This window comes from Pontibacter ummariensis (genome assembly GCF_900188175.1).
GTDB lineage: Bacteria > Bacteroidota > Bacteroidia > Cytophagales > Hymenobacteraceae > Pontibacter > Pontibacter ummariensis.
Genome location: NZ_FZOQ01000006.1, coordinates 114,776 through 134,761 on the forward strand (window position 1 = coordinate 114,776; position 19,986 = coordinate 134,761).

General features: G+C 50.3%; 17 protein-coding genes and 1 tRNA gene. 9 read left to right on the forward strand and 9 right to left on the reverse strand.

Annotation, left to right across the window (positions count from 1 at the left end; translation table 11 throughout):
* Positions 1–82: 82 nt before the first annotated feature.
* Complete coding sequence (gene typA, locus CHB92_RS08465; RefSeq protein ID WP_089318757.1) at positions 83–1,888, reverse strand: translational GTPase TypA; 1,806 nt, start codon at positions 1,886–1,888, stop codon at positions 83–85.
* 258 nt (positions 1,889–2,146) lie between these two features.
* On the opposite strand from typA, the gene msrB reads away from it, so the two are divergent.
* From msrB to CHB92_RS08480, 3 genes are all read left to right on the forward strand, one after another.
* On the forward strand, positions 2,147–2,698 hold the full coding sequence (msrB, locus tag CHB92_RS08470; protein WP_089318758.1) for a peptide-methionine (R)-S-oxide reductase MsrB: 552 nt from the start codon (positions 2,147–2,149) through the stop codon (positions 2,696–2,698).
* A 107-nt stretch (positions 2,699–2,805) separates the two neighbouring features.
* On the forward strand, positions 2,806–3,582 hold the full coding sequence (locus CHB92_RS08475) for a DUF3050 domain-containing protein (protein WP_089318898.1): 777 nt from the start codon (positions 2,806–2,808) through the stop codon (positions 3,580–3,582).
* Positions 3,583–3,662: 80 nt separating this feature from the next.
* Positions 3,663–3,929, forward strand: a complete 267-nt coding sequence (locus tag CHB92_RS08480; RefSeq protein ID WP_245842395.1) for a hypothetical protein — start codon at positions 3,663–3,665, stop codon at positions 3,927–3,929.
* Positions 3,930–4,012: 83 nt separating this feature from the next.
* On the opposite strand, the gene CHB92_RS08485 is transcribed toward CHB92_RS08480, so the two are convergent.
* Positions 4,013–4,237: a hypothetical protein gene (locus tag CHB92_RS08485; protein ID WP_089318759.1), complete on the reverse strand. Its 225-nt coding sequence runs from the start codon at positions 4,235–4,237 to the stop codon at positions 4,013–4,015.
* A 230-nt stretch (positions 4,238–4,467) separates the two neighbouring features.
* On the opposite strand from CHB92_RS08485, the gene metG reads away from it, so the two are divergent.
* Positions 4,468–6,507 (forward strand): methionine--tRNA ligase, encoded by a 2,040-nt coding sequence (gene metG / locus CHB92_RS08490; RefSeq protein ID WP_089318760.1) that lies wholly within the window; start codon positions 4,468–4,470, stop codon positions 6,505–6,507.
* Between the two features lie 201 nt (positions 6,508–6,708).
* A complete protein-coding gene (locus CHB92_RS08495) occupies positions 6,709–8,703 on the forward strand; it encodes an adenylate/guanylate cyclase domain-containing protein (protein ID WP_089318761.1) in 1,995 nt (664 codons plus the stop codon).
* Positions 8,704–8,752: 49 nt separating this feature from the next.
* Here the strand turns inward: CHB92_RS08495 and CHB92_RS08500 are convergent, their stop codons facing one another.
* The 5 genes from CHB92_RS08500 to CHB92_RS08520 form a co-directional block, all read right to left on the reverse strand.
* Positions 8,753–10,030, reverse strand: a complete 1,278-nt coding sequence (locus CHB92_RS08500; protein WP_089318900.1) for an MFS transporter — start codon at positions 10,028–10,030, stop codon at positions 8,753–8,755.
* A 135-nt stretch (positions 10,031–10,165) separates the two neighbouring features.
* Positions 10,166–10,732, reverse strand: coding sequence for an aminoacyl-tRNA hydrolase (gene pth / locus CHB92_RS08505; RefSeq protein ID WP_089318901.1), 567 nt, complete (start codon positions 10,730–10,732; stop codon positions 10,166–10,168).
* 234 nt (positions 10,733–10,966) lie between these two features.
* Positions 10,967–11,554 (reverse strand): 50S ribosomal protein L25/general stress protein Ctc, encoded by a 588-nt coding sequence (locus CHB92_RS08510; protein ID WP_089318762.1) that lies wholly within the window; start codon positions 11,552–11,554, stop codon positions 10,967–10,969.
* Between the two features lie 117 nt (positions 11,555–11,671).
* Complete coding sequence (locus tag CHB92_RS08515; RefSeq protein WP_089318763.1) at positions 11,672–12,601, reverse strand: ribose-phosphate pyrophosphokinase; 930 nt, start codon at positions 12,599–12,601, stop codon at positions 11,672–11,674.
* Between the two features lie 168 nt (positions 12,602–12,769).
* Positions 12,770–12,842, reverse strand: a tRNA-Gln gene (locus CHB92_RS08520).
* Between the two features lie 807 nt (positions 12,843–13,649).
* Here CHB92_RS08520 and CHB92_RS08525 point away from each other — a divergent pair.
* From CHB92_RS08525 to atpC, 3 genes are all read left to right on the forward strand, one after another.
* Entirely contained in the window at positions 13,650–13,871 is a 222-nt protein-coding gene (locus CHB92_RS08525) for a hypothetical protein (protein ID WP_089318764.1), read from the forward strand.
* A gap of 312 nt (positions 13,872–14,183) precedes the next feature.
* Complete coding sequence (gene atpD / locus CHB92_RS08530) at positions 14,184–15,695, forward strand: F0F1 ATP synthase subunit beta (RefSeq protein ID WP_089318765.1); 1,512 nt, start codon at positions 14,184–14,186, stop codon at positions 15,693–15,695.
* 84 nt (positions 15,696–15,779) lie between these two features.
* The gene (gene atpC / locus CHB92_RS08535) at positions 15,780–16,025 is read left to right on the forward strand and encodes an ATP synthase F1 subunit epsilon (protein ID WP_089318766.1); all 246 of its coding nucleotides are present in this window, start codon (positions 15,780–15,782) and stop codon (positions 16,023–16,025) included.
* Between the two features lie 91 nt (positions 16,026–16,116).
* Here atpC and CHB92_RS08540 read toward each other — a convergent pair whose 3' ends face one another.
* A complete protein-coding gene (locus tag CHB92_RS08540; RefSeq protein ID WP_089318767.1) occupies positions 16,117–17,229 on the reverse strand; it encodes an oxidoreductase in 1,113 nt (370 codons plus the stop codon).
* A gap of 165 nt (positions 17,230–17,394) precedes the next feature.
* Here CHB92_RS08540 and CHB92_RS08545 point away from each other — a divergent pair, with 165 nt between their 5' ends.
* On the forward strand, positions 17,395–18,522 hold the full coding sequence (locus CHB92_RS08545; RefSeq protein ID WP_179222993.1) for a trans-sulfuration enzyme family protein: 1,128 nt from the start codon (positions 17,395–17,397) through the stop codon (positions 18,520–18,522).
* A 26-nt stretch (positions 18,523–18,548) separates the two neighbouring features.
* Here CHB92_RS08545 and CHB92_RS08550 read toward each other — a convergent pair whose 3' ends face one another.
* Positions 18,549–19,682, reverse strand: coding sequence for an aminotransferase class I/II-fold pyridoxal phosphate-dependent enzyme (locus CHB92_RS08550; protein WP_089318769.1), 1,134 nt, complete (start codon positions 19,680–19,682; stop codon positions 18,549–18,551).
* Positions 19,683–19,986 lie beyond the last annotated feature (304 nt).

Consider the following 19,986-nt stretch of genomic DNA (forward strand, 5'->3'; position numbering starts at 1 on the left):
AGGATGACCATCTATAAGTCTTAAAACAAAAGGCCAGCCGTATTAGTACGGCTGGCCTTTTTAGAAGCAGGATATGTAATGCTTAGGCATCTGCTTTTGACATACGGTTACGCTCGTTCTCGTCGAGGTAAATCTTACGCATGCGGATGCTCTTCGGTGTTACCTCCAGGTACTCATCTTTCTGGATGTATTCCATGGCCTCCTCTAGTGAGAAGTTTTTAGCAGGTGCGATCTTCACGTTGTCATCAGAGCCGGAAGCACGCATGTTTGTCAGCTTCTTGCCCTTCTGAATGTTCACTGTGATATCGTTCTGACGGCTGTGCTCGCCAATTACCTGACCCATGTATACTTCCACGCCCGGATCTACGAAGAACACACCACGGTCCTGTAACTTGTCGATCGCATAGGCAGTACCCATACCTGTTTCCATCGAAATGATAGAGCCGTTATTACGGCCAGGAATATTGCCTTTGAATGGCTCGTAACGCAGGAAGCGGTGGTTCATAATGGCCTCACCGGCAGTAGCTGTCAATACGTTGTTACGCAGACCAATCAGGCCACGGGCCGGGATGTTGAACTCCAGGTGCTGCAGGTCGCCTTTCGGCTCCATGATCGTCAGCTCGCCTTTGCGCTGCGTTACCAATTCAATTACCTTGCCGGCAGTCTCTTCCGGCACGTCCACCACCAGGTGCTCAATTGGCTCATGACGCTGGCCGTCCACTTCTTTATAGATTACCTGCGGCTGACCAACCTGTAACTCATAGCCCTCACGGCGCATGGTTTCGATCAGTACAGACAAGTGCAGGATACCACGACCGAACACCAGGAAAGAATCCTCACGGTCAGTCTCCTGTACACGCAGGGCCAGGTTCTTCTCTGTTTCCTTGAACAAGCGGTCACGCAGGTGGCGGGATGTCACGAACTTGCCCTCTTTACCGAAGAACGGAGAGTTGTTGATCGTGAACAGCATGTTCATGGTTGGCTCGTCGATAGAGATACGCACCAATGGCTCCGGATTCTCCGCATCGGCAATAGTATCACCAATGTCAAAGCCTTCGATACCGGTTACAGCGCAAATCTCACCGGCTGTTACTTCCGCTACGGTTTGCTTGCCCAGGCCTTCAAATACCTGAAGTTCTTTGATACGGCCTTTCTTTATGCTGCCGTCTGCTTTGCAAAGGGCGATTGGCATGCCTTCTTTCAGCGTACCACGGTGCACACGGCCAATGGCAATACGTCCTACGAAGGAAGAGTAGTCCAATGACGTGATCTGCATCTGAGGAGAGCCTTCGCGGTAAGGGGCCGCCGGGATCACATCAATAATAGCATCCAGCAGCGGGGTAATATCCTCAGTTGGTTTCTGCCAGTCCAGGCTCATCCAGCCTTGCTTAGAAGAACCGTACAACGTCACGAAGTCCAGCTGCTCTTCTGTTGCGTCCAGGTTGAACATCAGGTCAAACACCTGCTCGTGCACCTCGTCTGGGCGGCAGTTTTCTTTATCTACTTTGTTTACTACCACAATTGGCTTAAGGCCTAACTGTATAGCTTTGCTCAACACGAAACGTGTCTGTGGCATGGCTCCTTCAAAGGCGTCTACCAGCAGGAGTACACCGTCGGCCATTTTCAGCACGCGCTCCACCTCACCACCAAAGTCGGCGTGACCAGGGGTGTCGATGATGTTGATCTTCACGTCTTTGTAGCGCACCGACACGTTCTTTGAAACGATCGTGATGCCGCGCTCGCGCTCCAGGTCGTTGTTGTCCAGAATCAGGTCGTCGAACTGCTGGTGCTCCGCGAAAAGCTTAGAGGCATGGATGATCTTGTCCACGAGCGTTGTTTTGCCGTGGTCTACGTGTGCGATGATCGCAATATTTCGAATATTTTGCATTGAATTGATTTTTCGAGCCGCAAAAGTACTAAAAAGGGTTCAGACTTTTACTAGTTCGCTCGAAATAAACAGGTTATGATTAAGTTACTTCCCGCTGCGCCTGCTTTTAGGCACCGGTAGCTAGTCAACATTTCTGCCTTGCGCTTTGTTTCATAAGGAGTTAGGAAATTTGAAGGCGACAAGTCTAAACGTCCTGATGTTCCGTACAAAAAAACAGACGCAACCTTTAAACCAGAAGTAAAACAAACTGAATGACCTATGAAGCAAGTATTTTATGTCCTGATAGCAACCCTTGGAATGGTAGCCTGTGCCCAGCAACAGGATGAGTCGGCAGAATACGCCCTTACAACGGCCACCGCTGGTGATGAACCCCTGTCAGACCTGGCCATAAGGCTCTTAAACAGTGAAACCTTAGCGGACACCGTTGTAAAGACAGAGGCCGAGTGGCGCAGAGAGCTGACCCGGGCAGAGTTCCAGGTACTACGCGAAGAGGGGACAGAGATTGCCTTCCGAAACGAGTACTGGGATAACGAAAAGGAGGGAGTTTACGCATGCGCTGCCTGCGGTAACCCCATGTTCGGTTCGGAAACCAAGTTCGAATCCGGTACCGGCTGGCCCAGCTTTTATGCCCCGCTTGAGGAAGAACGTGTAAAAGAGGTGGATGACTATGCCCTGGGTATGCTCCGCACCGAAGTAGAGTGTGCCCGCTGCGGCTCGCACATTGGCCATGTGTTCCCCGATGGGCCTGAACCGACAGGGCTGCGCTATTGCCTGAACTCAGTGGCGCTGGACTTTGTGCAAGCAGAATAAACAGAAACTAGTCTTCGCGGTTATATTTTTGCTGCTGTTAAGCTGATTGAAAAGCTTAGCAGCAGTTTTTGTTGGAACAGCCGGAGCCTGGCAAGAGTAACTTTTATATGAGCAGAAGAATTACAGCCCTACAGCAGGGCCTGCGGGAGCACAAACAGCGTTTGCTCCGCCATAATGTGTACCAGTCTTTAGAGACACTGGATGATCTGAAGGTGTTTATGGAACACCATGTATTTGCGGTTTGGGACTTTATGAGCCTACTGAAAGCCTTACAGCGCGATCTGACCTGCACTTCAATGCCTTGGGTGCCTAAAGGCAGCCCCAGCACGCGCCGGCTGGTGAATGAGATCGTGTTAGAGGAGGAAACGGACGTGGACCAGGAGGGAAAGCCTGTGAGCCATTTCGAGTTGTACCTGCAGGCCATGGGAGAGTGCGGCGCCGATACGCAGAAGATAGAGCTGTTTCTGGAGGCCATAAACGAAGGAAAGAGCGTGAACAACGCGCTGGACCTGGTGCAGATAGACGCTTCTGTTAAGTACTTTGTCCGAAACACCTTCCGTGTGATAGACTCCGGAAACACTTCTGCCATCGCGGCTGCCTTTACTTTCGGGCGTGAGGATTTGATTCCGGATATGTTCCGCAACCTGATCGCAGATCTGAACCAGCGTTTCCCGGGCAAGCTGCGTACTTTTATCTATTACCTGAACCGCCACGTGCAGTTGGATGAGGAAGTGCACACGCCTTTGGCTTTGCAAATGGTAGACGAACTCTGCGGGGATGATGATGACAAATGGCAGGAGGCCCTGGAGGTATCCAGGGAGTGCATTGAGCAGCGCATCGAGCTTTGGAACGGTATCCGCAACCTGCTGCCTTCTGAGGCTTAGTGTACAGCAATTAGGTGCGTAAGAATTAACATTCAGACAACGGCTGCCGTATCTCTAACCTGAACTAAATGCAAAGAACAATGGCAGAATTACACTCAGAAGCAGATAATATAGAGAACACCGCGCAGTGCATCATGGATGCTTTCAAAGAAATGAATGTACGGGAAGGGGAGGTGCTACACTACCAACAACTCTACCCCTACCTGCAGGAGCGCTACCCGCTTTACAAGGATGTACAGAAAGAGGCAGAGCATCACCTTGCAAAAGAAAGCTTTGTAAACCCGGCGCCGGATGGCCTGATGCTGACGCAGGTAGGGCACGACCACCTGTACGGTAAGAATGCTTAGCGAAGAGTACTCTGTTTCTTTCTGATGAACGACAACATAGAAAAGGCTCCTGATCTTACTTACCGGGAGCCTTTCTGTTTGCCTTATTTTTTCTTCTTTTTCCCTTTTACTTCCTCGGGCTCTTCGTCGCCCAGGTGCAGGTCATCCGGTTCCAGGTCTACATATACCTGGTTTTCTTTCGGGGTATTCTCAGACTCTCTGTCCACCTCTTTGGGTGCAGGATCCTCAGGCACTCTTTTTACCTCCTGAGGATTACCTAAACTGTCACCTCCGTCTTTTCTTGTTCTGAAATTATCCTTGTTCTTCATATACCTGTTTCTGTTGATTCAACATCTTATAGGCTATAAGTACGGCCGCTTCTGCGCTGTGCTCCCGCACTGTTTCCGGGAGGCAGTACTTGCTTATGCATTAAGCCTTGTTGCTTTTCTTACGGGAAAACTTTTCAGAAGTCAGGAGTTCGGGTAGATTTTGACAATTGGACAGCAGGCTCGGCGCAATCTGTTCTGTATTCGTATATTTGCTTTTTTAAGATTAAGACATGAGCAATAACCCCAAACGATATACTGTTACGGCTGCCTTGCCGTATGCCAATGGCCCTGTGCACATTGGCCACCTGGCGGGTGTTTACCTGCCCGCCGATATCTATGTGCGCTACCTGCGGCTGCAGGACCGCGACGTGAAGTTTATCTGTGGCTCTGACGAGCACGGTGTGCCGATCACCATTCGGGCGAAGAAGGAGGGCATTACGCCACAGCAGGCTGTAGATAAATATCATGAGCTGATCAGGGACTCCTTCAAAGACTTTAACGTTTCCTTTGATATCTATCACCGCACATCCTCTAAAACGCACGCTGAGACAGCCTCCGGTTTCTTCCTGAAGCTGTACCAGGACGGCAAGTTCATCGAGCAGACCACGCAGCAGTACTACGACGAGGGCGCACAGCAGTTCTTGGCCGACCGCTACATTGTGGGTACCTGCCCGAAGTGCGGCAACGAGAATGCCTATGGTGACCAATGCGAGTCTTGCGGCACGTCGCTGAACGCTACCGACCTTATCAACCCGAAGAGCACCCTGAGTGGCCTGAAGCCGGTACTGCGTGAGACCAAGCACTGGTACCTGCCCTTGGATAACTATGAGTCCTGGCTCCGTGAGTGGATTGTGGAAGGCCATAAAGGCGACTGGAAACCCAACGTGTACGGGCAGTGCAAAAGCTGGATAGACCAGGGCCTGCAGCCCCGTGCCGTTACCCGCGACCTGGACTGGGGCGTGCCTGTACCGGTAGAGGGTGCCGAAGGTAAAGTGCTGTACGTGTGGTTCGATGCCCCAATCGGTTATATTTCGGCCACAAAGGCTTTGACAGACGATTGGGAGAAGTACTGGAAAGACGAGGAAACCAAGCTGGTGCACTTCATTGGCAAGGACAACATCGTTTTCCACTGCATCATTTTCCCGAGCATGCTGAAAGCACACGGAGAGTATATTCTTCCGGATAATGTACCTGCGAACGAGTTCCTGAACCTGGAGGGCGATAAGATATCCACCTCCCGCAACTGGGCGGTGTGGCTGCATGAATACTTGCAGGATTTTCCTGGCAAAGCCGATGTACTGCGTTATGTACTTGCCTCAAATGCTCCGGAGACGAAGGATAACGACTTTACCTGGAAAGACTACCAGGCACGCAACAACAATGAGCTATTAGCTATTTTGGGTAATTTCATTAACCGCGCCGTAGTTCTGACGCAGAAGTACTATGAGGGGGCAATTCCAGCACGTGTTGAGCTGACAGACTATGATAAGGAGGTATTAGACGTACTGGAGGGCATGCCGATGGTGATCGCTTCGTACCTGGAGCGTTACCGTTTCCGCGATGCCTTAGGAGAGTTGATGAACCTGGCGCGCCTAGGGAATAAGTACCTGGCCGATACCGAGCCTTGGAAGCTAATCAAGACGGATGCGGAGCGTGTAAAGACGATCATGAACATTGCCCTGCAGATCTCGGCCAGCCTGAATATTCTGATGGAGCCGTTCCTGCCTGATTCTGCCGCTAAGCTGCGCACGATGCTCAATGCCAATCCTGGCAAATGGGCAGATGCCGGTTCACGGGAACTATTGCCGGCAGGCCACGTGATTGGCAAACCAGAGCTGCTGTTCGAGAAAGTGGAGGATGCCGCAGTTGATGCCCAAGTACAGAAGCTGCTGGACACGAAGAAAGCGAACGAGCTGGCCAATGCCACAGTAGAGCCAGCGAAAGAAAACATTACCTTCGAAGATTTCTCGAAGATGGACATCCGGGTTGGTACCATTATAGAAGCCGAAAAGGTTGCCAAAACCAAGAAGCTCCTGAAGCTAAAGATAGACACTGGGTTGGATCAGCGTACCGTGGTAAGCGGCATCGCGGAGTTCTTTAAGCCGGAGGATATCATCGGGCAGCAAGTGAGCATTCTGGTGAACCTGGCCCCACGCGAGATCAAAGGCATCACCAGCCAGGGCATGATCCTGATGGCGGAGGACGCGGACGGCTCCCTGGCCTTTGTACAGCCGAGCAAAGCGATCAAAAATGGAGGAGGCGTAAGCTAGATTTAGTCTGTTCCACTAACAAGAAGTAAAAACCTCACTTGTCCTTGGGCAAGTGAGGTTTTTGTTTTGGCTTCCTTAGAGGTGTGTATGAGGGGCACCATAAGGCCTTATAAGAAAAGCATTTAGTTGTGCCTTTTGCTCTTACTAACGTAAATAGAAGGGATCCAAGAGGTGTGGAAGTTTTAGTAAGTGTTTTAGATTATGAGCCAGCACCGCCAACTTGCAGCCATTATGTTCACAGATATCGAAGGATATACTGCTGTAATGCAGCAGAGTGAACAGCAGGCACTGGCTTTGAAGAACCGGCACCGCGAAGTTTTGCAACATGAGCACCGGCAATACAATGGACGTATCATTCAGTACTATGGCGACGGCACACTGAGCATATTTCAGAGCGCAGTAGAAGCAGTGGAGTGCGCTTTAGCCATGCAACTGGCGTATCTCCAAACACCACAGGTTCCTGTGCGGATAGGGTTGCATATGGGCGATGTGATATTTGACGAGGAGCAGTTGTTTGGTGACGGGGTAAATATCGCCTCCCGCATTGAATCTTTGGGAGTGGCAGGCAGTGTCTTGATCTCCGATAAGATCCAGGACGAGATCATAAACCATACTGGCATCAGCACTTACTCTGTTGGGCTTTATCAGTTTAAAAACGTTGAACGACAGGTAGAAGTATTCGCACTGGATCACGAAGATCTGGTAAAGCCTGTCCCAAATTCCTTAAAAGGGAAAACGGAAGAAAAAAAGACGCGGCCCTTCAGAAACCCTAAAAAACCGTCTTCTAAAAGTATAGCAGTGCTCCCCCTCGTAAACCTAAGCAACGATCCTGAGCAGCAGTACTTTAGTGATGGGGTTGCGGAGGAGATCATCAATTCCTTATCTAACCTGCAAGACCTAAAAGTGGCAGGCCGTACCTCCTCCTTTAAGTTTGACAGGAAGAATGTGGACCTGCGGGAAGTAGGAGAAAAGTTAGGGGTAAGCACTGTACTGCAGGGCAGCGTACGAAAACAAGGAAATCGCCTAAGAATAACTGTCCAGCTAACCAAAGTAGATGACGGATTCCACCTGTGGTCTGAGCGGTATGATGGCAGTATGGACGATATCTTCGCCATTCAAGATGAGATTGCACAGGCCATTACAGAGAAGATGAAGGTGACCTTGCTGGAGAAAGGCCGGAGCAGAATAAAGAAGAACTCTGCACCAAATACGGAAGCTTATGAGTTGTACCTGAAAGGCCGGTTTAATGTGAACAGGAGAGGGGCTTACATTATTACAGGTATAGAATTACTGCAAAAAGCGATTGAGGCAGACCCGAATTTCGCTCTGGCACATGCAGATTATGCCGATGCCAACATGCTGGCAGGCCTTTATGGCTTGTTGCCACCCAAGCAAGTCATGCATAAAGCAAAACAATCGGCCGAAAAAGCTTTGAAACTTAACCCAGTCCTTGGTGAAGCCTATTGTGCACTGGGGTCCTACTACTGCTACATCTGGGACCTGCACGAGGCAGAGAAACACTTTCTGAAATCATTAGAGCTAAATCCGAACTATGCACAGACACACCTGAGGTATGGCTTAAATTTCCTGGCCTGGATGAAAGGGGACTTTGTCCAAGCAGAGGAACATGGGAAGATGGCCATAAAGCTAGAGCCATTAAGCGCTATCTGCTACGGTATTTATGCCCAGATACTACATACTGCTGGGAAGTTTAGTGAAGCACTCGCTGCCTGTAAGACAGGGCTGGAACTAGACCCCAACTCATTTTTATGTCACTTGTATGAGGGCTACTCTTACCTCTTCTTACAACAATATGAAGAAGCAGTGGCTGTGCTAGATAGATTAGTATTACTGTCTAACAAGCATAACTTCGCACATGGAGCCTTGGTTATGGCGCTTGGCAAAATGGGGAACTTTGACAGAGCGCGAAAAGAGTTAAACGACTTAAAAGAAAGGGCCGAAAAAGAGTACATCGTCTGCACGGTAATCGGGATTGCAGCAGGTTGGGTAAGCGATAACCTGGACGATGCTTTTCAGTACCTCGAAAGAGGCTTCCAGGAGCATGATCCCTTACTTGTCTCCATTAAACATGAGCACTGGGTACCTGATGCACTTAGAGCTGATCCACGATATCAGAAACTGTTGGAAAAGATGGACTCCCCAAACAAGCTACTGTCAGCAAGAGCTTCCTCATAATGCGTTTGTCCTTGGCTTAGCCATAAAGAGTGTTTATGAGCAATGCCCCTTACCCAACAGCAATTCCTTTTGCCTCGGAAGCAGCTATTATCGCTTTGCTGGTCCGCTCCTGCTCAATTTTGCCTACTACCCACGCAAAGCCTACTGCTGTCATCACGGCGAGCCCCCCTGTTGCCCACCACAAGGTTGAAAAGCCATAGGCGGCAATGAGGGTAGTGCCCAGAAAAGGGGCGAAGACATGTGCTATAGCATAGGAAATGGTGTAAAGGCCCATGTAGGCCCCGCGGTTGCTTTCTCCGGAACGCTCTACGGTGATGGTAGCCATAAAGGGCATGGCCAGTATTTCCGCTATACTGAGCAGCAGCATGGAGATGTAGAGCACACTCAGGTGTTGTACCAGGTTCAGGAGCACAAAAGATACACCAAGTATCAAAACCCCTGTAGCGACAAGCGCGGACTTCTTTGCCTTTTCGCCCAATATGTACACCGTGATCATCTCGAGCAGGAAAACAATCAAGCCATTAAGTGCCATCAGCGCGCCGATGCTGCTTTCGGAGAGGGCATAGGCTTGCCTGTAGTACAGTGGCAGGGTAGAGAACAGTTGAAAAAAGATAATGGCAAAGCAGCTGCATAAGGCGGCAAAGATCAGGAAGTAGGCATCGCGGTAGGGGGAGCGCACAGCTGGTGCGGCGGGCGTTATGTTGTTTGTTACTGCTGCCGGCTTGCGTTGCGGGCGGTGCCCCTGTTGCTTGCGGAAGTACAGAAAAAAGAAGATACCCGCAGCAATACAGGTAGCCCCATCCGCAATAAAGAGCCAGCGGTAGGAGATAGCGGCCAGCAAACCGCCAACAGCCGGCCCAACCGAAAAGCCCAGGTTGATGGCCATGCGGTTCAGCGAAAAGGCACGCGTCATGTTCTCGGGCTTGGCATAGTAAGCGATGGAGGCAGCGTTAGCCGGTCGGAGGCAGTCGTTCACCAAGCTGAGAATGAACACGCCCATCGCCAGATACTCAAACTGATACAGGTTAAGCAACACAAAGTAGAGCAAGCCTCCCAGTGTTAAAGCTACGAACTGTACCCGGAAGTGCCCGATCTTGTCTGTCAGCCAGCCGCCCAGGAAGGAGCCGCATACAGAGCCTATGCCGTAGATGCTGAGGATAATCCCTGCTTCCTGTAAGCTATAGCCTAACAGGTCGGTCACGTAGAGGCTCAGGAAAGGCGTTACCATTGAGCCGCTGCGGTTAATAAGCATGACCAGCGACATCATCCAGGCTGGTTTAGACAGACCGCCGAAGGCGTTGCGGTAGAGTAGGAGCACTTTTTTCATAGCGGTGGGTAAGCGGGTCGAGCAAAGGCAAATGTATGTTTTCGGCAGGATACTTATGCTGCCGTTTACAAAAAATATAAGGTGCCCCCGGCTAAATGGAGACACCTTGTATTGCAGACGGCTAGTGTTGTTTTTTTATTTGGTGTTGTACTGGTTCATGGTGCGCTCCAGCCCAATGGTGCCGAAGGCAATCACAGCGTCAGCGGATTTTTCAATCAGCGTTTGCAGTTCGGGTTCTTCCTCCTCGCTAAAAGTGCTCAGCACGTAGTCTACCTGCTTGCCTTTCGAGAAGTCGTCGCCCACCCCAAAGCGCAGGCGCGGGTAATTGTTGTTCCCGAGGGTCTGCTCGATGTGCTTTAAACCGTTATGCCCCCCTGGGCTGCCCTTGGCCCGGATACGGATCTTGCCGAAGGGCAGGGCGATGTCATCGGTAATCACCAGCATCTGCTCTGGCGGTAGCTTCAGGGAGTTGAGGTAATGCCCTACTGCTTTGCCGCTCAGGTTCATGTAAGTGGTAGGCTTTACCAACACAAAAGTGCGGCCCTTAGCCTTGATCTCTGTTACAAAGGCATGGCGGCTCACCTCAAAGCTCGCGCTGCCGAGTTTCTGCGCCAGGTAATCCAGCACCATAAAGCCAATGTTGTGACGGGTTTTTGCATATTCAGGACCAATATTTCCTAGTCCCACAATCAGGTATTTCATACGTGTGTCTTCGGTAGCGGCTGTTTTCTCTGTCTTAAGTCCCAGCCATGCTTTAATCGTTTGTAGCATACTTGATCAGATAAAGGACTGTTTAAACAAAAGAAGAAAGACACGCTTTGTGTAGACAAGTCTTTTGTCCTTTATCAATTCATCTTCTATCAAAGGTAAAGCTTCAAACAAAAAATCCTGTCCTGCAGTGGCAGGACAGGATTTGATGCTTGAAGCTCAAAGAGCTTATTTCTTTCCACCACGTGCTTCTTCAGCCTGTGCACTCTTAAGGGCACGCGGAATAGTTACCGTAGCGATCGGAGAGTTAGGGTTTGTCAGGACCTCGTAGTTCTGTGTTTGAACTTTCGATACCTTGATAGACTTACCAAGCTCCAGGTCAGAAATATCAACCTCTACGTAGTCTGGCAGGTTAGCAGGAAGTGCTTTCACTTTCAGGGAACGTAGTTTAACAGCCAGTTTACCACCCAGGATTACACCAGGAGAGGTACCCACGAACTTCACAGGGATGTCCATTTTAACGGGCTTGCCTTCTTGCAGCTCCAGGAAGTCAACGTGCAGCAGCATGTCGTTTACCGGGTGGAACTGTGCATCCTGCAGAATAGCTCTGTAGTGCGTACCTTCAATGTTCAGGTCTACTTCGTATACTTCAGGAGAATAAATCAAGTCTCTGAACAGGATAGCTGGAGCATAGAAGTGAACCTGGTCACCACCACCGTACAGTACGCCTGGTACATAAGACTCATTACGCAGGTCTTTGGCCTGCTGCTTTCCGAGATTTGCTCTTTTAAACCCTATAATCTCTAAAGTTTTCATAAAAATGAATTTGTTAAATGTATATCGCTACAAAAGTATAGCCGTTTTCGTTGTTTGTTATCCGTTATTTGTTGTTCGTATTCTAAAAGCGATAAACGAGCAACAGGTAACGAACAACTAAATAAATAGAGAGCTGATCGACTCGTGGGTTACCACATTGTTGATTGCCCGGGCAAACAGTTGCGAGAACGAAAGCACCTTAATTTTAGAGCTTTCTCGTTTCAGCGGAATTGTATCCGACACAACAAGCTCTTCCAGTACAGAGTTCTCCACGCGCTCATAGGCTGGTCCCGAAAGTATCGGGTGTGTGGCGATAGCGCGCACTGTTTTAGCTCCCTTTTCTTTTAGCAGCTCCGCTGCCTTGGTGATAGTACCTGCTGTATCCACCATGTCATCCACCAGCACAACATCCATACCCTCCACGTCGCCGATCACCTGCATCGAGGCAATCTCATTAGCACGTTTGCGGTGCTTGTCGCACACCACCATCTCCGCGCCGAAGTTTTTGGCAAAGGCCCTTGTTCTTACCACACCTCCCACGTCAGGAGAAGCGAAGATCAGGTCGTTGCCCAGGTTCAGGCTGCGCAGGTAAGGCACAAAAATGGCCGAACCGTCCAGGTGATCTACCGGGATGTCGAAGAAGCCCTGTATCTGTCCGGCGTGCAGGTCGCAGGTCATCAAACGATCCGCTCCAACAGACTGTATCGCGTTGGCCACTACTTTAGAGCCAATGGCTACACGCGGCTTGTCTTTCCTGTCCTGGCGGGCATAGCCATAGTATGGCATTACCACAATTACCTTATGGGCCGAAGCACGCTTGGCAGCGTCTACCAACAGCATCAGTTCCATCAGGTTATCAGCCGGCGGAAACGTAGAGAGGATAATAAATACCTCTGCACCACGAACCGACTCATTGTAATGTACTCCTATCTCGCCGTCGCTGAAACGGGAAATACTTAAATCGCCGAGTTTAGTGCCGTAAGCGGCAGCTATTTTTTCGGCCAGGTACTGGGATGTAGAACCAGAGAAGATTTTAACCTGTGGCATAACAGTGCTAGATGCTAGTTTTTGGATGTCTAGGTTGGATGATTATGCCTGCAAAGCTACCAAAAATCCTGATGCCGGTCACCAAATATTTCTGATTTTTAAATAGTTACATCCCATGTAAAAGCAAAAAAAGAACAACACCTGTAGCAGATGTTGTTCTTTTTTATGTTGTCCGACCAGGGCTCGAACCTGGACTCTTCTGAACCAAAATCAGACGTGTTGCCAGTTACACCATCGGACAATCTCCGCATCGACTTTCGAGCTGTTGCTCTGTTATCGTTTGGTGATGCAAAGATAGAGAGACGAATTTAAACTGCAAACATTTGCTGCAAAAAAAGTCAGAAAATTTTAGCCTGAAATCTGCTTCAGGGCCGTGTCACCATACTTTTTAGCCACAGTAATGCCTCCTGAAGGGGCTCCGGCTACAGGATAGCACTGGCCTTCACGAAGGCTAATTTCATGAAAGTCATGCCTTTATTTTGTAGTACCTGTTCTAGATCAGGCTGTCTATCCAGAATTAGCCAACTACACGACGCCCTTTGGGCTCTCACCATATAAAAAGGCACCTTTTCTAAAATTTTTGTTTGTCACGGTGCCGGAGCGCAGATGGCCCGGCATCGCAGGCGCCGGCAACGTGAAGTAAACGCCCCTGCCTGCCACGTCATCCACAGGCCTTCTTAGTTTCTGCTCGATGACTTTTGCCAGCGCGTTTATGGCTTAGCGCTTTTTACATAAAAGCTCATCGCCTATAAAAGGGTGTCAAAGGAGTTACCCTATTGCCGACGCGCATAACCATGCCTCTTATATAGAGGTATGTTATATAGAGGGTATGCTTTGACCCCATCATCTGAAAGGGCTTAGTTCTGTGAAGTTCTTCCCCTGCTGGGCAGTAATTTAGGAACGTTTGTCGCCCTCTTGCCTAGCTGAAGGGCTGAGGCATGGAGGAATGCGGAAAATTTATCTCCTTTTATTCGCTCCATCTGACACCCCTGTACCATTTATGCGTACAGAAACCTGCAGTATTTTTTTCTTTTTACCTTTTCTTACTATGACCACAAACCCTGATATTGTTGTTACTACTTGCGGACGTGAATTGGACCTGAGTAACACCGAGTTGGTCCTAGAACGCTCCAATAGCTTGTTTAGCTATAACATCCACAAACTAAAGTCGGGGGAGTACATTATAGCGGAGAAGTTCTTCGCGAATCCTTTCCACAACAGGTATATTCTGCTAAACGACGAGCAGATCGAGATGCTGAAGAACCTTTAGAAGAACAGCCGGGCACTGCTTAGTCAGTTCCGGGGGCGTACTTTGTGCTAGGCGTTTGTGTCCTGTTATAAAGCCCCTAGGCCCCAGGAGGGGAGCCTTCTTGTCGGAACGCCTTGTCCATGCAGCCCTTCTGAGTTCATAAAGGGGGTGGGGACTTGGAACATCATGCTGTTATTGTTTTCAAGGGCTTAACTGCTCAGGGTGAGTTGTTTAAAAGTTTTTATATCCTTATATGGATTTAAGAGATTTATCCATTATTTTTGCACCCTGAAATAACTCCGTAACAATAGTTAATCACTATAACAAAGTCAAATGGCGAACATTGGCAGAATTACCCAGGTTATCGGTCCGGTAGTGGACGTTAGCTTTGTGGGTGAAAACTCTAAGCTACCAAATATTTTGGATGCCCTGCAAGTGACGAAAGACAACGGTCAGGTAATCGTGCTGGAAGTGCAAAACCACTTGGGTGAAGACCGCGTGCGTACCATTGCGATGGACTCGACAGAAGGTCTGACCCGTGGCGCTGAAGTAGTTGACTTGGGCGGCCCTATTAAAATGCCAACAGGCGAGGGCATCAAGGGTCGTCTTTTCAACGTGATCGGCGAAGCCATTGACGGTATTCCGCAGCCTGTGAGCACAGGTGGTTTGCCAATTCACAGACCTGCGCCTCGTTTCGAAGACCTTGCTACTTCTTCTGAAGTTCTTTATACAGGTATCAAAGTAATCGACCTGATCGAGCCTTATGCAAAAGGTGGTAAGATCGGTTTGTTCGGTGGTGCCGGTGTAGGTAAAACAGTATTGATCCAGGAGCTGATCAACAACATCGCGAAAGCTCACGGTGGTCTTTCTGTTTTTGCCGGTGTGGGTGAGCGTACCCGTGAGGGGAATGACCTTCTTCGTGAAATGATCGAAGCTGGCATTGTGCGCTACGGCGCTGAGTTCCTGGAGTCACTGGAGCACGGTGGCTGGGACCTTTCTAAAGTAAATCAGGAAGAACTGAAGGAGTCTAAAGCAACCTTCGTGTTTGGTCAGATGAATGAGCCGCCAGGGGCACGTGCCCGTGTGGCCTTGTCTGGTCTTACAATGGCGGAGTACTACCGCGATGGTGAGCCTGGCTCTAGCGACGCTGGTCGTGACATCCTGTTCTTCGTGGACAATATCTTCCGTTTCACGCAGGCGGGTTCTGAGGTATCAGCCCTTCTGGGTCGTATGCCTTCTGCGGTAGGTTACCAGCCAACGCTGGCAACGGAAATGGGTGCCATGCAGGAGCGTATCACCTCTACTAAGCGTGGTTCCATTACCTCTGTACAGGCTGTTTACGTACCTGCCGACGACTTAACTGACCCGGCTCCGGCAACAACGTTTGCCCACCTGGACGCAACGACTGTACTTTCCCGCAAGATCTCTGAGCTTGGTATCTACCCTGCGGTAGACCCGCTGGATTCTACTTCCCGTATCCTTTCACCAGATGTGGTGGGTGATGATCACTACAACACCGCACAGCGTGTGAAAGAGATACTGCAGCGCTACAAAGAACTTCAGGACATCATCGCCATCCTGGGTATGGACGAACTTTCTGACGAGGATAAACTGGTTGTACACAGAGCACGCCGCGTGCAGCGTTTCCTGTCTCAGCCGTTCCACGTAGCAGAGCAGTTCACTGGCCTGAAAGGTGTGCTGGTAGACATTAAAGATACCATCAAAGGCTTCAACGAGATCATGGACGGTAAGTATGACCACCTTCCAGAGTCTGCTTTCAACCTGGTAGGCACCATCGAAGATGCAGTTGCCAAAGGTGAAAAGATGATGGCCGAAGCAAAATAGGTTTTATAGTTAAAAGTTAAGAGTTAGGAGTCGGTTATACCACAAAGCTCATAACTCTTAACTCTAAACTCTTAACTAAATAAGATGTATTTAGAGATAATCACGCCTGATAAAAAGGTCTATGCCGGTGAGGTAGAGGCCGCCCAGTTCCCAGGAAGCAATGGCTCTTTTGAGGTGCTGGACTCCCACGCGCCGCTCATCAGTACGATGGACAAAGGCAGAATCCGGGTAACAACTGGCAAAGGAGACGAATTCTTTACAGTGGATGGTGGTGTGGTAGAAGTACTGAACAACAAGATCATCGTATTGGCCGAGTCTGTGCTCTCCTAAGTAGCTGAAGGCATTACATTATAAAGGGCGCGCCCTATGCAGAGCTGCATAGGGCGCGCCCTTTTATGTTCGCTGCTTTGCGGCTTACCAACTACAGCTCGTGCGGTTTTACTTTCGCATTGGGAGCCAGAAAGTCTTCAGGCTTAAACTGATTCAACTCTTTCCCCTGGGCTACCCTGTTAGGCCAGTCTTTGTTGGCTAAGGCTCCTTTTCCTATCGTCACGATGTCGGCACCGCCTTCTTTCAGCATTAGCTCTACCAGGTCGGGCGTGTTCAGGCTGCCGTTTACGACAATGGGGAGCTGGCTGAACCTTTTCGCCAGAGCTGCCAGCGTAAGGCCTGTGTCGCCGAAGGCAGGTTTCAGGGCCTCGTATTCCGTCGTATGGATAAAATCAGCACCGGCTTCGGCTAGGGTCGCGAAAACAACGCGGGCATCTTCCACGCCACCCGACCATTTATAGGTGTAATCATTCACCTTGCTCTGGGAGATGCGGATTCCAACCGGGATGGCAGGATCTAAAGCCTCTCTTGTCGCCTTTACGACCTCAGCAGCGAATCTGATACGGTTACGGGTGCTGCCACCGTATTCGTCGGTCCGTTCATTAGTGTATTCTGTCAGGAACTGGTCCAGGAGATAGCCGTTGGCGCCGTGTATCTCAATGCCGTCGAAGCCTGCCGCCACGGCGTTCTTTGCGGCCTGTACAAAGTTGTTTGTCACATTGCGGATGTCCTCAATGGCCATTTCTAAGGGAGTAGGGTAGGGGCCTTTCCCACCGTAGAACTCCAGTTGCTGCCCCTTGGGCTGCACAGAGGATGGGCCAATACGGTAGTTCTCAAAGCGATTGCCCTGTGAGAGCGCGCCAGCATGCATCAGTTGGCAAAAGATTTTGGCACCTTCCTGGTGTACGGCGTCAACAATCTTTTGCCATGCCTCAATCTGGGCTTGGTTCGCTATCCCGGGCTGGTCCAGGTAACCTTGGCTGTATGACTCGTCGGGGTAAACGCCCTCCGTTAAAATTAAGGCAAACCCTCCCCGGGCGTAGCGCCTGTAGTAGGCGAGCATCTGCTCGTTGGCTGTGCCGTCGGGGTTTGCACTGGTACGGGTCATGGGGGCAAGGCCCAATCGGTTTTTTAGCGTAGTGTGGCCTATTTTGAATGAGGAGAATAAACTGGGGTAATTTGTCGGTGTCGTTTTCTCTTCCATGTTCCTTTGTGTCTCTTTACTTTGTTTAAGAGATACGGGGACGAGCAGCGTTCGATTACAAAATCTGTAGCTCTAAGAGCAGGGCTTCCTGAAAATCATGTTTGAAAGATGTGGGGAGTTGTTATTTTTGTAAGAACAGCATCTTCTAACGCTAAAACCACTCCTGTGCACATCCACCCGAAAACCACTCCCATCTACCAGACCTCTGTCTTTACTTTCGAAGATCTGAATGCCTTGGAGCGTTACTTTGATGAACCGGGGCAGAGTTACATGTACACCCGCTACAGCAACCCGAACTCCGACGAGCTGGCAGAGCAGGTGAACAAACTGGAAGGAGGTGTTGGTGCTGTGGTAACGTCCTCTGGTATGTCGGCAATTCTGGCTGCCGTGCTGGCGATATGCAAGGCAGGCGATCATGTGCTGTGTGCTGAGGAGATTTATGGAGGCTCTTCGGCCTTGCTAACGCAGGAACTAACACGCATCGGCATAGAAGTAACCTTAGTGCCTACTTCTGACCTTTACACCCTACAGGATTACAGGCAGCCGAATACCCGCTTGTTGCTGGTAGAGACCATGAGTAATCCTTTGCTACAGGTGTTGGATATTCAGCGGTTGGCGCAGGAAACGCGGCAACACCGGCTCAAGCTGTTGGTCGATAATACTTTTGCCACGCCGGTGATCACGAGACCTCTTGCCTTAGGTGCCGATCTCGTGCTCCACAGCGTGACGAAGTACCTGTCCGGGCACAGCGATGTAACGGCAGGCGTTGTGGTCTGCCAGCAGCAGGAGGACTTGCAGCGCGTGAAGCAGGTAATGATGGTGTATGGCCTGAACCTTAGCCCTTTTGATAGCTGGCTGGCAGCGCGCGGCCTCAAAACACTCCGCCTGCGTATGCGGCAACATAGCAGCAATGCCCTGGCCATGGCGAAACACCTGCAGGAGCACCCCAAAGTAGAGAAGGTGTGGTATCCGGGGCTGGAAGAGCACCCGCATTACGAGCTAGCAAAAAAGCAGGGGCAGGGCATGTTTGGCGGTATGCTCAGTTTCCGTATAAAAGACGACCAAGAGGCTGTTAACCGCTTCATGCGGGCCTTGCAAAACATTCCGTTTGCTCCGTCTCTGGCTGGGGTTAACTCCTCTATCTCCTATCCGCTGGGTACTTCGCACCGGTCCCTGGCCAAAGAACAGCGCCAAAAGCTGGGGATAACCGAAGGGGTCATCCGCTTTTCAGTGGGTGTAGAGGAACCGGAGGAGCTTTGGGCTGATGTTGAGCAGGCCCTGGCGAAGGTATAATAAATCCTTAACCGGGTAACCTGCGTTTAGGCTTGCTCCAGAAGCAGCCTGAGGTGCTTTACCACTTTCTCGAGTTCTTCTTCTGTTAAATTACTGCCGCTGGGCAGGCAGAGGCCTCTGCTGAACAGCATACTGCTTAGGTTATTGCCATAGTAGGGCTGCTGCGCGAACAAGGGTTGCAGGTGCATGGGCTTCCAGAGGAGTCGTGTTTCTATGTTCTCATCTTCCAGGGCCTGTCTTAGGTCTTCCGGCTGCTTCCCTTCCGGTAAAAGCACCGTGGTGAGCCAGCGGTTGGAAAAAGACCCTTTGGGTTCCTGCATAAATTCCAGGCCCTCTATGTGCTGGAGCCGGTTCCTGTAGAAAGTAAAAACCTCCCTACGCTGTTTCACTCGCTTTTCGAGCAACTCTATTTGCCCACGCCCGATACCGGCGCTAACGTTACTCAGTTGGTAATTGTAGCCCATTTGGGAGTGCTGGTAAAAAGGGGCTGGGTCTTTTGCCTGCGCGGCCAGGAAACGGGCCTGTGCTGCCAGGGACTCATCAGCCGTAATTAAGGCACCACCAGCTGAGGTGGTGATAATCTTGTTGCCGTTAAAGGAGAAGATGCCCAGGCGTCCAAAAGTACCTACCTGGTGCCCTCCGTAACGGGATCCCAAAGCTTCTGCAGCATCCTCTATAACAGGGATGCCGTACTCGTCTGCCAACTGCAATATTTCCTTTAGTCTGGCGGGCATGCCATAAAGGTGCACGAGGAGGAGGGCAGCCGGTCTTTTCCCCACTTTAAGTCGGGCTGCAATGGCTTCATGCAGTGCCTCTGGCGACATGTTCCAGGTGCCTGGCTCGCTTTCCACAAAAACCGGGCGGGCACCCAGGTAAAGGATGGGGTTGGCAGAGGCTACAAAAGTAAAGGTAGAGCAAAGTACTTCATCCCCTGCTTGCACGCCCAGTAAGCGGAGCGCCAGGTGGATAGCCGCTGTGCCCGAGCTAAGGGCTATTGCATGGCGGGCGTTGGTGTGCTGGCAGATGTCGTGCTCAAAGCCAGGCAGGTTGGGCCCGGTGGTTGTCACCCAGTTATCCTCCAGTGCTTTCAGCACGTAGTTCTTCTCATGACCGCCCAAATGAGGGGCTGATAAAAAGATTCTTCCTGGCCTGTAGTTCATGTGCTGTATTGTTCTGATTAATGCCTGCCACAGCTGTAAAGCAGGTGATGGCAAAGCATGGCAAGTGGTATTTTGGTGATGAGACAGTGGTACTACGTGATAAAGCTTCAGGGTGGCAGGCATGGCTGTTCGTAAAAGCGAAAGCATAGGTCTCTGTCTTTCATGCCCTTTAGCTTATTTCTATTCAATATACATTTTTAGCTGTTACGGCAACAGTCAGGAGACGTACAATTTCAGAAATACTTTGCCTACGGTAGCTGTGTCGGCACATTTTTATAGATTGCAAACAAAAAATAACAAGCCC

Excerpts from the sequence above, each read along its gene's own strand:
- CHB92_RS08550 (WP_089318769.1), bottom strand. The coding sequence starts at position 19,682 with ATGAACTACAGGCCAGGAAGAATCTTTTTATCAGCCCCTCATTTGGGC.
- atpD (WP_089318765.1), top strand. The coding sequence starts at position 14,184 with ATGGCGAACATTGGCAGAATTACCCAGGTTATCGGTCCGGTAGTGGAC.
- CHB92_RS08480 (WP_245842395.1), top strand. The coding sequence starts at position 3,663 with ATGGCAGAATTACACTCAGAAGCAGATAATATAGAGAACACCGCGCAG.
- CHB92_RS08485 (WP_089318759.1), bottom strand. The coding sequence starts at position 4,237 with ATGAAGAACAAGGATAATTTCAGAACAAGAAAAGACGGAGGTGACAGT.
- CHB92_RS08500 (WP_089318900.1), bottom strand. The coding sequence starts at position 10,030 with ATGAAAAAAGTGCTCCTACTCTACCGCAACGCCTTCGGCGGTCTGTCT.
- metG (WP_089318760.1), top strand. The coding sequence starts at position 4,468 with ATGAGCAATAACCCCAAACGATATACTGTTACGGCTGCCTTGCCGTAT.
- CHB92_RS08525 (WP_089318764.1), top strand. The coding sequence starts at position 13,650 with ATGACCACAAACCCTGATATTGTTGTTACTACTTGCGGACGTGAATTG.
- CHB92_RS08515 (WP_089318763.1), bottom strand. The coding sequence starts at position 12,601 with ATGCCACAGGTTAAAATCTTCTCTGGTTCTACATCCCAGTACCTGGCC.
- CHB92_RS08510 (WP_089318762.1), bottom strand. The coding sequence starts at position 11,554 with ATGAAAACTTTAGAGATTATAGGGTTTAAAAGAGCAAATCTCGGAAAG.
- CHB92_RS08540 (WP_089318767.1), bottom strand. The coding sequence starts at position 17,229 with ATGGAAGAGAAAACGACACCGACAAATTACCCCAGTTTATTCTCCTCA.
- pth (WP_089318901.1), bottom strand. The coding sequence starts at position 10,732 with ATGAAATACCTGATTGTGGGACTAGGAAATATTGGTCCTGAATATGCA.
- msrB (WP_089318758.1), top strand. The coding sequence starts at position 2,147 with ATGAAGCAAGTATTTTATGTCCTGATAGCAACCCTTGGAATGGTAGCC.
- CHB92_RS08495 (WP_089318761.1), top strand. The coding sequence starts at position 6,709 with ATGAGCCAGCACCGCCAACTTGCAGCCATTATGTTCACAGATATCGAA.
- CHB92_RS08475 (WP_089318898.1), top strand. The coding sequence starts at position 2,806 with ATGAGCAGAAGAATTACAGCCCTACAGCAGGGCCTGCGGGAGCACAAA.
- atpC (WP_089318766.1), top strand. The coding sequence starts at position 15,780 with ATGTATTTAGAGATAATCACGCCTGATAAAAAGGTCTATGCCGGTGAG.
- typA (WP_089318757.1), bottom strand. The coding sequence starts at position 1,888 with ATGCAAAATATTCGAAATATTGCGATCATCGCACACGTAGACCACGGC.